The sequence below is a fragment of the Ramlibacter sp. genome (genome assembly GCF_035627355.1).
Classification (GTDB): Bacteria; Pseudomonadota; Gammaproteobacteria; order Burkholderiales; family Burkholderiaceae_C; genus Ramlibacter.
Window position 1 is genome coordinate 1 of record NZ_DASPLW010000059.1, and the last position, 12,938, is coordinate 12,938.

A 12,938-nucleotide genomic window follows, 5' to 3' on the forward strand; every position below is an offset into this window, starting at 1 on the left:
GGCGCCGGCGCCGCGCGGCAGTTCGGTCGCGTTGGCGGGGATGTCGTAGACCACCCAGTGCCACCAGCCCGAGCCGGTGGGCGCGTCGGGGTCGTACATCGTCAGCGCGAAGCTTTTCGTGCCTTCGGGTGCACCGCTCCATCGCAGCGCGGGCGAGACGTTCTGTCCGCCGGCGCCCATCGCGCTGTGCACGAAATCCTTGGGCAGGGTGTCCTGCTCGGCGAAGTCGGGGCTGCTGAGAGCCAGGGCCATGGGGGTCCTCCTGTCGGTGGGTTGAAACCGCATTATTGGCGGCATCCCCGCGGGCCGTGGGGACCCGGGCGCGAGAGCCAGCCCTCGCGACGAGGGCGGCCAGGCGCTATCGTCAGCCCGCTGCGGCGGCCTTGCTGATCTCGTTGGCGCCCTGGGCCGAGCCCGCGCCGGGAACCATGTCACCCGACCGGTCGGAAATCGCAGCGATTTGCGCCGCGACGCGCTCGGGCGTATCCGCCCCGGTGCCGAGGTGCACGCCCTGGGTCAGCGTGATGTAGGCGCGCTCGAAGGTGCCCGCGCCGGCGCACAGGATGGCGCGGGTGGGCGCTTCCTCGCTGGCCAGGTAGAGCACGGCGGGCGTCACCGCCGCGGGCTTGAGCTTGGCCAGCACCTCGGCCGGCATCAGGCCCTCGGTCATCTGCGTGTGCGCGGTCGGCGCGATGCTGTTCACGTGGATGCCGTACTTCTCGCCTTCCAGCGCCAGCGTCTGCATGAAGCCCACCAGGGCCAGCTTGGCGGCGGCGTAGTTGGTCTGGCCGAAGTTGCCGTACAGGCCGGTGGACGAGGTGGTCATGATGATGCGGCCGTACTTCTGCTCGCGCATGAGGTCCCACACCGCCTTGGTGCAGTGGACCGATCCCATCAGGTGCACGTCCAGCACCAGCCGGAAGTCGGCCAGGTCCATCTTGGCGAAGGTCTTGTCGCGCAGGATGCCGGCGTTGTTGACCAGGATGTCGACCCGGCCCCAGGCCTGCACCGCTTGCGCCACCATGGCCTGCACCGCGTCGAAGTCGGTCACCGAGGCGTTGCTGGCGATCGCCTCGCCGCCTGCCGCGCGGATCTCGGCGACGACGCGATCGGCCGCCGACAGGTCGTTCACCACCACCTTGGCGCCGCGCGCGGCCAGCGCGAGCGCATGCTCGCGGCCCAGCCCGCCGCCGGCACCGGTGACGATTGCTACGCGGCCTTCGAATCGGATGGACATGACAGGAAACCTCCGGGAATGTGTGTCGACAAGGGCAGCTGTCGCTGCAGCTCTGCCATTGTCGCCGGTCGACCCGGCCGGTTCCTGTCGAAAGGAGGACAGCTAGCGGCCGAGCTTGCCCGCCATGCGCAGCACGTCGTCGAGCGGATTGCCGTCGCCGTTGGCATCGAGCAGCCCGCCCAGCCCGCCCAGCCCGCCACCGGGCGTCGAACCGCCGCCGAGCAGGCCGCCCAGCAGGCCGCCCAGGCCGCCGCCGCTGCTCCCCGCCTGGCCCTTGGCGAGCAGGCCGGTGACCGCCATCGCCAGCAGCGGCAGCATCTTCTTCAGCAGGTCTGCGTCCAGGCCGCTCTTGCCCGCTGCGTCCTGGGCCACCGCGCGGCTGACGTCCTTGGAGCCGAAGATCTGGCCCAGCACCTGGTTGCCCGCACCGGTGCCGGTGGGCGCGGGCGAAAGCAACTGCTCCAGCAGGCCGCCGCCGCCGAGCGAGGACAGCAGGTCGGGCAGGCCACCGCCGGCGGTTGCCGGCTCCTGCGCGCGCTTCTGGAAGCCGCCCAGGATCGCCGGCGCCAGCGCGCTGGCACCGCTGGCGGCCTGTTGCGGACTGATGCCCAGGTCGCGGGCGATGGAGTCCAGCCCGCCGGTTTGAGACAGCAGATCGGTGATGTCCATGGCGGCCTCAGTCCAGCAGCTCGGCCGGCACCTTGCCGCCGTTGGCCGCCAGCTTCTGCATGACGGCCTTGTGCAGCCACATGTTCATCTTCGCGGAGTCGCCCATCAGCTCGGCCGGGCAACCGAGCTCGGTCGCCAGTTCCTTGCGTGCCTGCAGGCTGCTGTCGATGTCCAGCAGCTTCAGCAGGTCGACGATGGAGGTGCGCCAGTTCAGCTTCTGCGGATTGGCGGCGGCCTTCTGCTCCAGGATCGCAGAGACGTCCACCGTCTTCGCCGGCGCGGGAGCCGGTGCGGAAACCGGCGCCGGTGCGGCTACCGGGGCGGCGGCGGGTGCCGAGGCCGCGGGTGCCGGCGGCACCGGTGTCTTGAGCATCGCTTCCACCTTGCTCGCGCCGGCGTCGAAACCCAGCTTGTCCAGGATCTTGCTGAAGAAACCCATGTGCACTCCTTTGTCGATCGAGATTGAGAAGCCCAGGACCAGGCCGTGGGAGCGGCTTCATCCTAGGCAGGAAACCGCAGAGCCGGGGTGACCAGACGTTTCGCGGCCCTGCGCGGGCCCGCGGTCAGCCCGCGGCCGGCTCGGCGAGCTCGCCGCCGAGCGACGCCAGCAATTCCGGCAGCAGCTCCGAGAGCTCCCCGGTCGCGATGGCCGCATCGGCGTCGAAGCCGTCCTCGCCCTTGGGCGCGTCGTCGACGTCGCGGATGTCGATCTTGCGGATCGCCAGCTGTTCGGTGAGCACGAAGGACACCTTGTCGTTCCACGTGAGCGCGAGCTGCGTCGGCAGCTTGCCCTCCTGGATGTGCTGGCCGATCTCGTCCAGCTCGAGGTTATGGCGGGCATAGCGCACCACCGACTTCTCCTCGCCGGCGTTCTTCAGCTCCAGGTCGCGGTCGATCGAGAAGCCTTCGGGCGCCTGCTTGCTCGTGAGCCATTCGGCCATGGCGGTGGCGGGCGCGAGCGAGGTCGCGATCGGTGCCAGCGGCAGCACGTGGCCGAGGTCGGCCATCACGTCCACCAGCTGCCGGACCACCGGCTCCGCCGCCTTCATGCTGCCGGCGCCTATCACCAGCGATCGCGCCTGCAGGTCCAGCCACAGCACGTGCGCCGCGTGCTTGCTGAAGGCGCGCGGCAGCAGCGTGCGGACGATCTCGTCCTTGATCTCCGACTTCTCCTTGCGTCCCGGCTTGCGGCCGCGCTCGGCCTCGATCGCCCTGCAGCGCGCGTCCAGTTCCGCGCGCACGGCGCCACTGGGCACGCTCTTGCGCTCCACCGCCAGCTTCAGGATCCACTGGCCGCCGACGCTCTCCACCATCGCCCCATGTTCCTGGCCGCGCGGCGGCACCCAGCCGGCCGAAAGCTCCTGCGTGGGGCCGCAGGGCTGGAACGCGAGGCGCTGGAGTTCGGCCTCCAGCCGTTCGAACGCGGGGGGCGTCCAGTCAGGACCGATGCGATAGACGACGATGTTCTTGAAAAGCGGCATGCGGACTACGGATGAGTGGGGCCCGCATTCTCGCTGCTGCAGGCGCCCCGTCCGGGCCGCGTGCATGTGGTTGCAAACTCGGCAGCCGTGCTAGCCGCGACCGCCCAGCGCCACCAGCTGCAGGTACTCCGTGCGCGTCTGCGGCAGCACCGATGCGAGGGCCTGTTCGTACGAGGTGCGGTGGCGCGAGAGCATGCGGGCCGAGGCGATCCACCTGGATCGGCAGAACCAGTGGCAGGTGTGCTGCAACAGCAACAGTTCGGCCGAGATCGCGTAGGCGCGGTCGCGTGCCGACGCACCGGGCTGGCCCTCGACCGCCCGGCAGATGCCGCGCGCATGCACGCGCAGCGCCTCGCGCATGTCGAAGGAAGCCGGCAGGCGCGACGCGAACGGCAGCCAGAACGGCAGCTTGCTCACGCGCGTGGCCGCGGCGTCGGCCGCCCCGAAGTCGTTCGCCAGTTGCAGGGCCTGCCGGCACAGCGCCTGCTCCTGGCCTTGCAGCAGCTGCCAGATCTGCTCGCGCCGACCGGGCTCGTCCTCGCCGAGCGCGCGCTGGTAGCCCTGCATCACGGCTTCGATGTGCTTCTCGATGCTGAAGCGGGAGAGATAGCGGGCCAGCAGGGCGATGCGCTGCTGCTGGACCCGGGACTTGATCATCCAGCCGGCGGCCAGCGCCAGCAGGAGGTTGAGAAAGAGATCCACCCTCCGATGCTACCGGGCCGGCGGGGGGGCCTCGATCACTCCTGCGCTGTGGCGCGCAGCTGGCGCCGCCGCGTGGACAGCCAGCCGGCTCCCAGCACGCCCGCGATGCCTGCGGCATACACCGACCAGCGCAGCGCCGTGTGCAGGGCGGACGGCGGGTCGAACACCGCGTCGAGCAGCGGCTCGCCGACGATCATCTTGGCGGCGGTGAAGGCCAGCACGGCGGCGCCGGCCTGGATGATGATGGGGAAGCGGTCGACCAGCTTGAGCACGACCGAGCTGCCGAACACCACGATGGGGATGCTGACCAGCAGGCCGATGATCACCAGGTCGAACGAGCCGTGCGCGGCCCCTGCCACGCCCAGCACGTTGTCCACGCCCATCAGCGCATCGGCCACGATGATGGTCTTCATCGCGCCCCAGAAGGTCGTGGCGGCGGGGCCGTGCTCGCCCTCGTCCTCGCCTTGCGCCAGCAGCTGGTAGGCGATCCACAGCAGGCCCAGGCCGCCGACCAGCATCAGGCCCGGGATCTTGAGCAGCCAGACCACGCCGATGGTCATCACCGAGCGCACCGCGATGGCCCCGGCGGTGCCCCACACGATGGCGCGGCGGCGCAGGTGGGAGGGGAGGTTGCGCGCAGCGAGCGCGATGACGATGGCGTTGTCGCCGGCCAGCACCAGGTCGATCAGGATGATCGCCAGTAGGGCCGAGAACCAGGCGGTCGAGAACAGTTCCATGTGAGCTCCAGGTCGTGTCGTGGGATGGACCCGGCACCGGGGAACGAGCACGCACGCCGGCGCGGCAGGACTCGATCGGGCCCGGTGCGGGGGCCGCGGTCGAAGGTCTTGCTCGGCTTGCTGGTGGAAGTCGGGCCCGGCGAACCGGGGGCCTTGCGGCCCCGTATTGACGACACGCCGATCGGCGGCTGCGGGAGGCAGCGCGCCGGGGAGCTACTCCCCTTCGTCAGGGGACGGATTAGAGCACAGGACCTCGCTCCCGTGCCTATCCAGGGAAAGCACCCGCCGCCACGGCAGCCGCGGATCGGCCACGTAGTCCGCGACCACCCAGGTGCGGGACGGGTGGTCGGCCATGTCGGCGAGGAACTCGCGGACGACCCGGGCCGAGGGGCCGTCCAGCGCAGCGAAGGGATGGTCCAGGCAGGTGACCGTGGCGCCGCTTGCCAGCAGCCCGACCAGGGCCACCTTGCGCCGGCTGCCGGTGGACAGCATGAACAGCCGCTTGTCCAGGTGGGGATCCAGGCCCAGCGCGTCGGCCAGGTCCTGCTGCAGTGAGGCGTTCCAGCCCCGGCAGCGCTGCCGCAGCGCGTCCCAGGCCTGGTGCGGCGTCTGCTGGTCCTGTGCCGGCAGGGACAGGTCGAGCCAGAGCGCATCGGCGCGCGGCGCCGATCCGGGCGGCGCCGGAAGGTCGCCGGCCAGGTGTCGCAGAAGGCGGGTCTTCCCGGTGCCTTCGTCGCCGGTCACGGCGAGCAGGCCGGGCGGAAGCGGGAGCAGCCCCATCATCGATGCGCCGGGTCTCACACCACCGAGGGCGAACTCGCGCCGTCGACGTTCAGGATCGCGCCCGAGACGTACGAGGCCCGAGCCGAACTGAGGAAGACGACCACGTCGGCGACTTCCTCCGGCGTCGCGATGCGCCCGAGCGGCATCTTCGAGGCCGAGCGCCGCAGCGCTTCCTCGACGCTGATGCCGTCCTGCCGCGCCTGGGCCGCCAGCCCTTCGTTCATCCGGTCCGTGGCCGTCAGCGTGGGATTGACGGCGTTGACCCGGATCCCGCTGGGCGCGTAGGCCGCCGCCAGGCCGGCCGTGGCCAGCATGAGGGCCGCGTTCGCCGCGCCGCCCGCCAGGTGGATGGGCGTGGGGAACTTCCCGCCCATGCCGACCACGTTGACGATGGCCCCTTGCCGGCGCGCCGCCATGCGCTTGACCACGACGTCGACCACGTTCATGTAGGCGTGGAACTTCGCCTCCATCGCGGCATGCCAGGCCGCGGCATCGAGCTCGGCGAAGGGTCGGCGGGCCGCGGCGCCAGCGCAGTTGACAAGGATGTCCAGCGGCCCGTGCCGGCGCTCGGCCTCGTCGGCCAGCCGCTGCACGGCCGCCGGATCACCGACGTCGGCGGGGACGGCCACCAGGCGCTCGCCCGCGACCAGCTGCGTGGCAGCGGCCTCGCACGAGGCCGCCGTCCGCCCGCAGACGGTCACGCGAGCCCCTTCGGCCAGGTACAGCCGCGCGCAGGCCAGCCCGATGCCGCGCGTGCCGCCCGTGACCAGCACATGCTTGTCGACGAGTCCCAGGTCCATGTCCGCTCCTGCCTGTGTGTGGGTGGGTCGATGGCCGTGCATTGTCGGCGCGAAGCTGACGCCACGCCCGCTTCCGGGGAACTTATGGCCGGGCCAACCGGTCGCCCCTGTCTTGAAAGGAGACCTCGGCACCATGAAACTGCATCGCCTGGCGACATCGATCCGCACCTTCACGCTCCTGGCCGCACTGGCCGTCGCCTCGGTGGGAACCGCCACTCCCCGGGAACTGGTGAGCGTCGACGGGGACAACGTGAACATGCGCGCGGGCCCCTCCAAGCGGTCGGAAGTGCTGTGGCGGCTCGGCTCGGGCTACCCGCTCAAGGTGCTGCAGCGCAAGGGCAGCTGGCTGCGGGTGGTCGATTTCGAGAACGACAAGGGCTGGGTGGCGCGCAGCCTGACCAGCAGCACGCCGCACACCATCGTCAAGTCCTCGCGCGCGAACCTGCGCTCCGGCCCGGGCACGCGCTATCGCGTGCTCGGCCAGGCCCGCTATGGCGACGTGTTCCAGGTGCTGGAGAAGCGCAAGTCCTGGGTGCGGGTGCAGGGCGAGGACGACCGCAAGGCATGGATCGCCCGCAAGCTGCTGTGGGGCGGGTGATGCCTCGCCGCCACCCGGCGGTCGCGCCCTGAGGCCCTACTTCAGCAGCCTGCCGCCGGCCCCGATCACCGTCACCTCGACGAACTGGGAGCCGACCCGCGCCTGCGGCCCGTAGCTCACCATCAGGCCGCCCAGGTCGAAGTTGCTGATGCTCTCCAGCGCCTTGATCACCTTGGCCCGGGTCGGGTTGGGGCCGGCGCGGCGCAGGCCCTCGACCAGCACCTTGGCGCCCAGGAACTGCTCGAACGAGGTGTAGTTGACGTGCTCCCCGGGCGCGTACTTCTTCAGCAGCTGCTGGTACTCGCGGATCGCGGGCAGCTTGGGCGTGTAGGGGTAGGGCACGACCTGGCTGATGCCCAGCCCGTGCGCATGCTTCACGCCGGCCAGCTTGACGATCTCGGCCGGGTCCACCACCGAGATGTTGAACAGCTGCGCGCCGCCGCCGGCCTCGCGGTACTGCTTGACGAAGGCCGCGGCGGGCTTGTTGATGGCGACCATGATGATGGCCTGCGGGTCGGCGGCCTTGATCGCCTTGACGGCATCGGACACCTTGTCGGTGTTGCGCTCGTAGCCGGCCTTGGCCACCAGTTCCAGCTTGCGCCGGGCAACGGCGGCTTCCACCCCGGCCAGCCCCGCCTGGCCGAAGCCGTCGTCCTGGTACATCACCGCGATGCGGTTCATGCCCAGCGTGGTGAGCTGCGCCACCATGTGCTCGGCCTCGTCGGCGTAGCCGGCGCGCACGTGGAAGATCCAGGGGTTGAAGGGGCTGCGCAGCGGCTCGCCGCCGGTGTAGGGCGCCACCAGCGCCGCGCCGCCCTGTTCCAGCACCCTGTCGGCCAGCAGCTGCGAGATGTTGGAGGTGCCGGCGAAGCCGTACAGCGCCACCACCTCGGGCTTGTCCAGCATCTCCTTCGTCAGGCGCACCGTCTCGGGCACCTTGTAGCCGTCGTCGGCCACCAGCACCTTGATGGCCTGGCCGTGCACGCCGCCGTTGGCATTGACGTGCCGGAAGTAGATGTCCCCGCCGACCACCATCTGCTTGCCGGTGCTGCCCAGCACGCCGGAGAGCGGCGCGACCTGGCCGATGACGATGTCGGCCTGCGCGGCGAGCGCGGCCAGCGCGGTGCAGGCCACGGCGAGCAGGCGGGCGGCGCGGAAGGGACGGGTCATGCGATTCACCGGAAGCTGGGTAGGCGTCCCAGTCTGGGGACCGCCGGCCCGGCTGTCATGGGTGAATGCTTTTAGGTAGTTCTACGTGCCTGCGCGATGCGACAGGACTGCGACATGTTTCCGCTGCGGCGATCCGGTTTGCGCGCAAGCGGTTGCGGCAGGCGGCCGCGGAGCCGCCTGCTGTTCCTGCTGCCGGCCGCTAGGCCAGTTCCCGGTAGAAGTTCGGCAGCGCGAACAGTGCGCCGTGCACCTGCGCGTTGTAGTACTGCAGGTCGCCGACGCCGCGCTGGTGCAGGCGCGCAGCGACCTCGGGAGGCGACACCAGCGTCGGGTCCAGGTCGTCCGAGGCGACCGCCAGCCCCCAGTACGCACCGTACAACGGGATGTGCACGCCGTAGGGCGACACCTTGCGGAAGGCCGCCTTCAGCGTGGCCAGCAGCCGGCGCACCTGCGCGCGCTCGTAGAAGGGTGCGCCCAGGTGCAGCACCACCGCACCGCCGGGTGCCAGCACGCGCCGCACGGCCTGCATGAAGTCGCTCGTGTACATGGGCCCGGCCGGCGTCTCGGGGTCGGTCAGGTCCAGCAGCACCAGGTCGAACAGTTCGTCGGTCCTGCGCACGAAGGCGTCGCCGTCCTCGCACAGCACCTGCACGCGTTCGTCGTCCAGCGAGCCGCGGTGGATGGCCGGGAGCTCGCGCCGGGCGACCTCGACCACGGCGGGGTCCAGGTCCACCAGCGTGACGTGCTGCACCGACGGATGCTTGAGCACTTCCTCGGCCGCGCCCCCGTCGCCGCCGCCCAGGATCAGCACGCGCTCAGGGGACGGATGCGCCACGGCGGCCGGATGCACCAGGGCCTCGTGGTAGAAGAATTCGTCAGCCTCCGAGGTCATGAAGCGCCCGTCCAGCCGCAGCGTGCGCCCGAGCTGCCGGGACTCCAGCAGCTCCAGCTGCTGGTACGCCGTGCGGGTGGACAGCAGTCGCCGGTCGAAGCGGAAGCCGAACACGCTCTGTTCGTTCAGCGGCTCCAGCACCAGCTCGGTCTCGCTGCTGCCGGTGACCTCGCCGCCGCGCTGCAGTTGCTGGCGCTGCGCGCGCCCGGGCTGGAAGGTCTGCTGCAGGCCGCCGATCAGGTCGCGTGCCTTGCCCGAGTTGTCGTCGGTGAAGTTGCAGACATAGACGTCCAGCGTCACGGCCCTGCGCTCCGGCCAGGTGTGGACCGCCAGGTGCGATTCGGCCAGCAGCAGCGTGCCGGTGACGCCGCCGGGCTGCCCCTGGTAGTCGGGGAAGGTGTGCCAGCGCTGGGCGACCTCCGTCAATCCGGCAGCGACCGTGAGCGAGCTGCACAGCTGCGCGAGCCGATCGGCATCGGTCATCAGCGCGGCGTCGCAGGCGCAGTCGTAGAGATCGGCGGTGAGGTGCAGGCCTTCCATCGTCAGCGTCCTTCGGGTCGGTTGCCCCACAGCGGTGACGCCGCGTGGCAGGTGGAAAAACGTCGGGGGTCCTGGGCCGTGCACGAGCCGACCTGGCGCATTGCAATCATCGAAGCACTCCTGTCAACCGCGGCCGGTTACCCGGACCGAATCGATACCGCACCTGGTGCAGGCCCGACGGTCAATGGTGTGCGTGTGACGTGGTCAATGCAACCGCCGGGCCGGGGAAAGTGCGGCCAGGCAGTGAAGTGGTTTATGGGTCGTGCAAAACGCGCGCGCGGGCAGCAACGCTTCCATGCGACGCATGGAAGCGCTGGCAGCGGTCTTGGACAGCGCAGCGCGGGTGGACATGAGCCCAAGTATAGGCGGTGGGCAATAAGCTCATGAACTGGCAGGCTCCGCGCCGCCATCGCCGGGCTTGGCGGCCCATAATCGGCCGGCGTGCCGCTGAGCTGCGCGCGCCCTGCAGTACCCATGAGCTCCTCGCTGCCCCGTCCCCGCCGCAGGCTCGCCTGGTGAGCCTCGCACGCACCAGCATCCGCATCCTGCAAGCGATCGAAGGCGCTCCATGAAATTCCTCCACACCGCCGACTGGCACCTGGGCCGCTGGTTCCACGGCGCCTCGCTGCTGGACGACCAGCACCACGTGCTGCAGCAGCTGGTGGAGCTGGCCGCCGAGGAGCAGGTGGACGCCGTGGTGGTCGCCGGCGACATCTACGACCGCGCGGTGCCGCCGGCCGAGGCCGTCGCGCTGCTGGGCGACACGCTGGAGCAGCTCATCGTGAAGCACGGCATCGCCGTGATCCTGATCGCCGGCAACCACGACAGCGCCGAGCGCATCGGCTTCTCCGGGCGCATCCTGGAGCGCCAGCGCCTGTTCGTGCGCGGCGGGCTGGATCACTTCGCACCGGTGGTGCTCGGCGGAAACGGGCAGGAAGTCGCCTTCCACCCGCTGCCCTACGTGGAGCCGGCCTTCGCCCGCGGGCTGGCCGGCGGCGAGGCGGTCAGCGACCACGCCAGCGCCATGGCGCACGTGCTCGGGCGGGTACGCGCCTCGTTCGAGCCGGGCCGGCGCAACGTGCTGGTGGGCCACGCCTTCGTGGCCGGCGGCAGCGAATCGGAGTCCGAGCGCCCGCTCAGCGTCGGCGGTTCCGGCGCGGTGCCGGCCGACACCTTCGCCGGCTTCGACTACGTCGCGCTCGGCCACCTGCACCGGCCGCAGCAGGCCGACGCGGCCGGCCGCGTGCGCTACAGCGGCAGCCTGCTCAAGTACTCGTTCCAGGAAGCCGGGCACGACAAGAGCGTGTCGGTGGTGCGCGTCGGCACCGACGGCCGCTGCGAAGTCGCCGAGCATCGCCTGTCCGCGCGCCGCGACGTGCGGGTGATCCGCGGCACGCTGCAACAGCTGCTGGACGGGCGCGATGCCAACGGCCCGCGCGAGGACTACCTCAGCGCCCACCTGGCCGATCCCGGCCCGGTGTTCGATCCCATGGGCCGGCTGCGCGAGGCCTATCCCAACCTGATGGAGATCCGTTTCGCGCGCCACGAGGCGGCCGCGGGGAACGGTACGGCGCCGGCGGCGCGCGACCACCGCCGGCTGGATCCGGCCGAGCTGTTCAAGGGCTTCTGGCGCGACATGCAGGGCGAGGAGCTGGCCGATGCGCAGCTGCAGGCCTTCCAGTCTTGCGCGCAGCCGGTGATCCGTGCCCAGCAGGACGGGGAGGGCGCATGAAGCCGCTGCGCCTTGAAATGGACGCCTTCGGCCCGTTCGCGGGCACGCAGCTGGTCGACTTCGCCCAGCTGGGCGGCAAGACCTTCTTCCTGATCCACGGGCCCACCGGTTCGGGCAAGACCAGCATCCTGGACGCGATGTGCTTCGCGCTGTTCGGCGACAGCTCCGGCGGCGAGCGCGATGGCGCGCAGATGCGCAGCCACCATGCGGCGCCCGACCGGCTCACCCGGGTGCGCTTCGACTTCCAGCTCGGCGAGCAGCGCTACCGCGTGCTGCGCGTGCCGGAACAGATGCGGCCGGCGCGCCGCGGCGGCGGCCAGGTGCGACAGGCCGCGCAGGCGGAGCTGCACCGGCTGCAGGGCGAAGGCGATGCGATGCAGGAGGAGGTGCTGGCCAGCGGCTGGACGCGGGTCACCGAACAGGTGGTGCAACTCCTCGGCTTCGAGAGCCGCCAGTTCCGCCAGGTGATCGTGCTGCCGCAGGGGCGCTTCTTCGAATTCCTCAAGAGCAGCTCGGTCGAGCGCGAGAAGATCCTGCAGGTACTGTTCGGCACCGAGCTGTACAAGCGCATCGAGGAAGCGCTCAAGCGCGCGGCCTCGGAACTGGACTCGCAGCTGGAGGCCTGCCGCACCCGGCGCGCCACGCTGCTGGCGCAGGCCGGCGCTGCCGACCCGCAGGAACTGCAGGACCGGCAAGCTGCGCAAACCGCCGCTCTGGCGGCCTTGCAGCAGCAGGAGCAGGCCGCGCTGCAGGCGGCCCGAGCGGCGGAGGCGCAGCTCACCGCCGGCCGGCAGGCGGCGCAGCACTTCGCCGAACTCGACACGGCGCAGGCGGAAGCGGCGGCGCTGGACGGCCAGGCGCCGCAATGGACCGAGCGCCGTGCCCAGCTGGCCGCGGCGCGGCAGGCCGCAGGCCTGCGCCCCTGGCACCAGGCGTTGCAAGAGGCGCAGCAATCCCTGGTGCAGACGCAATCCGTTGCGGGCCAGCGGCAGGCGCAACTCGCGGCGGCGCGCGTGCAGGACGAGCAGGCCCGCAGCGAGCAGCAACGCCAGGCCGCGCACGCCGGCGAGATCGAGCGCCTGGGCGAACGCATCGCGCAACTCGAAGCAGCGAAGGATCGCGTGACGGCGCTGGCCCAGGCGCGTACCGGCTACAGCGGCGCCGCCACGCAGCAGCGGCAAGCGGCGCAGGCCGCGCAAGCTGCCGCCGACGCTGCGACGCGGGCCGCCGATTCACTGGCGCAGCTGCAGGCCGCGATCGAGGCGCAGCGTCCGCTGGCCGCCTCGCTGGCGGCGGCGCAGATGGCGCTCGACCAGGCCCGGCAACGCGAGCGGCAGGCCACGCAACTCCAGCAGGTGCTGCGGCACTGCGAGCAGGCCGCAGCGCGGGTCCACGAGCAGGGCACGCGTGTGGAGGCGGCCCAGGCCCAGGTCCAGGCGACGCGGCAGGCGCGCGAGACCACGTGGCACCGCTGGCTGGCCGGGCAGTCGGCCCGGCTGGCGCGCGAGCTGGCCGAGGGCGAGGCCTGCCCGGTGTGCGGCTCGCACGAGCACCCCGCGCCCGCCCATGCGCAAGGGCCCGCCGTCGCCGACGAGGA

14 protein-coding genes are annotated in these 12,938 nt (G+C 71.2%); 3 read left to right on the plus strand and 11 right to left on the minus strand.

The window, feature by feature from the left end; genetic code table 11:
• The 9 genes from VEC03_RS14300 to VEC03_RS14340 form a co-directional block, all read right to left on the minus strand.
• A partial coding sequence (locus VEC03_RS14300) for a YbhB/YbcL family Raf kinase inhibitor-like protein (RefSeq protein ID WP_324916300.1) occupies positions 1-252 on the minus strand: 252 nt, incomplete at its 3' end.
• A gap of 112 nt (positions 253-364) precedes the next feature.
• Complete coding sequence (locus VEC03_RS14305) at positions 365-1,237, minus strand: SDR family NAD(P)-dependent oxidoreductase (RefSeq protein ID WP_324916303.1); 873 nt, start codon at positions 1,235-1,237, stop codon at positions 365-367.
• 102 nt (positions 1,238-1,339) lie between these two features.
• Positions 1,340-1,906, minus strand: coding sequence for a DUF937 domain-containing protein (locus VEC03_RS14310; protein ID WP_324916306.1), 567 nt, complete (start codon positions 1,904-1,906; stop codon positions 1,340-1,342).
• A gap of 7 nt (positions 1,907-1,913) precedes the next feature.
• Positions 1,914-2,345, minus strand: coding sequence for a DUF3597 domain-containing protein (locus VEC03_RS14315; protein WP_324916308.1), 432 nt, complete (start codon positions 2,343-2,345; stop codon positions 1,914-1,916).
• Positions 2,346-2,469: 124 nt separating this feature from the next.
• Positions 2,470-3,387, minus strand: coding sequence for a recombination-associated protein RdgC (locus tag VEC03_RS14320; RefSeq protein WP_324916312.1), 918 nt, complete (start codon positions 3,385-3,387; stop codon positions 2,470-2,472).
• A 90-nt stretch (positions 3,388-3,477) separates the two neighbouring features.
• Positions 3,478-4,089: a hypothetical protein gene (locus tag VEC03_RS14325; protein ID WP_324916315.1), complete on the minus strand. Its 612-nt coding sequence runs from the start codon at positions 4,087-4,089 to the stop codon at positions 3,478-3,480.
• Positions 4,090-4,124: 35 nt separating this feature from the next.
• Positions 4,125-4,826 carry a TerC family protein gene (locus VEC03_RS14330; protein ID WP_324916317.1) on the minus strand — a complete coding sequence of 234 codons (702 nt, stop codon included), beginning with the start codon at positions 4,824-4,826 and terminating at the stop codon, positions 4,125-4,127.
• Between the two features lie 213 nt (positions 4,827-5,039).
• Complete coding sequence (locus VEC03_RS14335; protein WP_324916320.1) at positions 5,040-5,606, minus strand: ABC transporter ATP-binding protein; 567 nt, start codon at positions 5,604-5,606, stop codon at positions 5,040-5,042.
• A 17-nt stretch (positions 5,607-5,623) separates the two neighbouring features.
• Entirely contained in the window at positions 5,624-6,409 is a 786-nt protein-coding gene (locus tag VEC03_RS14340; protein ID WP_324916323.1) for an SDR family oxidoreductase, read from the minus strand.
• 133 nt (positions 6,410-6,542) lie between these two features.
• Between VEC03_RS14340 and VEC03_RS14345 the strand changes: the two genes are divergently transcribed.
• Positions 6,543-7,007 (plus strand): SH3 domain-containing protein, encoded by a 465-nt coding sequence (locus VEC03_RS14345; protein ID WP_324916324.1) that lies wholly within the window; start codon positions 6,543-6,545, stop codon positions 7,005-7,007.
• 36 nt (positions 7,008-7,043) lie between these two features.
• Here VEC03_RS14345 and VEC03_RS14350 read toward each other — a convergent pair whose 3' ends face one another.
• Together VEC03_RS14350 and speE are read right to left on the minus strand one after the other, a co-directional pair.
• Entirely contained in the window at positions 7,044-8,177 is a 1,134-nt protein-coding gene (locus VEC03_RS14350) for an ABC transporter substrate-binding protein (RefSeq protein ID WP_324916327.1), read from the minus strand.
• 199 nt (positions 8,178-8,376) lie between these two features.
• Positions 8,377-9,609, minus strand: a complete 1,233-nt coding sequence (speE, locus tag VEC03_RS14355) for a polyamine aminopropyltransferase (protein WP_324916330.1) — start codon at positions 9,607-9,609, stop codon at positions 8,377-8,379.
• A 568-nt stretch (positions 9,610-10,177) separates the two neighbouring features.
• On the opposite strand from speE, the gene VEC03_RS14360 reads away from it, so the two are divergent.
• Both VEC03_RS14360 and VEC03_RS14365 read left to right on the plus strand, forming a co-directional pair.
• Complete coding sequence (locus tag VEC03_RS14360) at positions 10,178-11,341, plus strand: exonuclease SbcCD subunit D (RefSeq protein WP_324916333.1); 1,164 nt, start codon at positions 10,178-10,180, stop codon at positions 11,339-11,341.
• On the plus strand, positions 11,338-12,938 hold a 1,601-nt coding region (locus VEC03_RS14365; protein ID WP_324916335.1), incomplete at its 3' end, for an SMC family ATPase. The genes VEC03_RS14360 and VEC03_RS14365, both read left to right, overlap by 4 nt.

Bases quoted from the DNA above. Each gene is read 5' to 3' on its own strand.
- VEC03_RS14320 (WP_324916312.1), bottom strand. From the start codon at position 3,387: ATGCCGCTTTTCAAGAACATCGTCGTCTATCGCATCGGTCCTGACTGG.
- VEC03_RS14330 (WP_324916317.1), bottom strand. From the start codon at position 4,826: ATGGAACTGTTCTCGACCGCCTGGTTCTCGGCCCTACTGGCGATCATC.
- VEC03_RS14315 (WP_324916308.1), bottom strand. From the start codon at position 2,345: ATGGGTTTCTTCAGCAAGATCCTGGACAAGCTGGGTTTCGACGCCGGC.
- VEC03_RS14340 (WP_324916323.1), bottom strand. From the start codon at position 6,409: ATGGACCTGGGACTCGTCGACAAGCATGTGCTGGTCACGGGCGGCACG.
- VEC03_RS14305 (WP_324916303.1), bottom strand. From the start codon at position 1,237: ATGTCCATCCGATTCGAAGGCCGCGTAGCAATCGTCACCGGTGCCGGC.
- VEC03_RS14310 (WP_324916306.1), bottom strand. From the start codon at position 1,906: ATGGACATCACCGATCTGCTGTCTCAAACCGGCGGGCTGGACTCCATC.
- VEC03_RS14350 (WP_324916327.1), bottom strand. From the start codon at position 8,177: ATGACCCGTCCCTTCCGCGCCGCCCGCCTGCTCGCCGTGGCCTGCACC.
- VEC03_RS14345 (WP_324916324.1), top strand. From the start codon at position 6,543: ATGAAACTGCATCGCCTGGCGACATCGATCCGCACCTTCACGCTCCTG.
- VEC03_RS14360 (WP_324916333.1), top strand. From the start codon at position 10,178: ATGAAATTCCTCCACACCGCCGACTGGCACCTGGGCCGCTGGTTCCAC.
- speE (WP_324916330.1), bottom strand. From the start codon at position 9,609: ATGGAAGGCCTGCACCTCACCGCCGATCTCTACGACTGCGCCTGCGAC.
- VEC03_RS14335 (WP_324916320.1), bottom strand. From the start codon at position 5,606: ATGGGGCTGCTCCCGCTTCCGCCCGGCCTGCTCGCCGTGACCGGCGAC.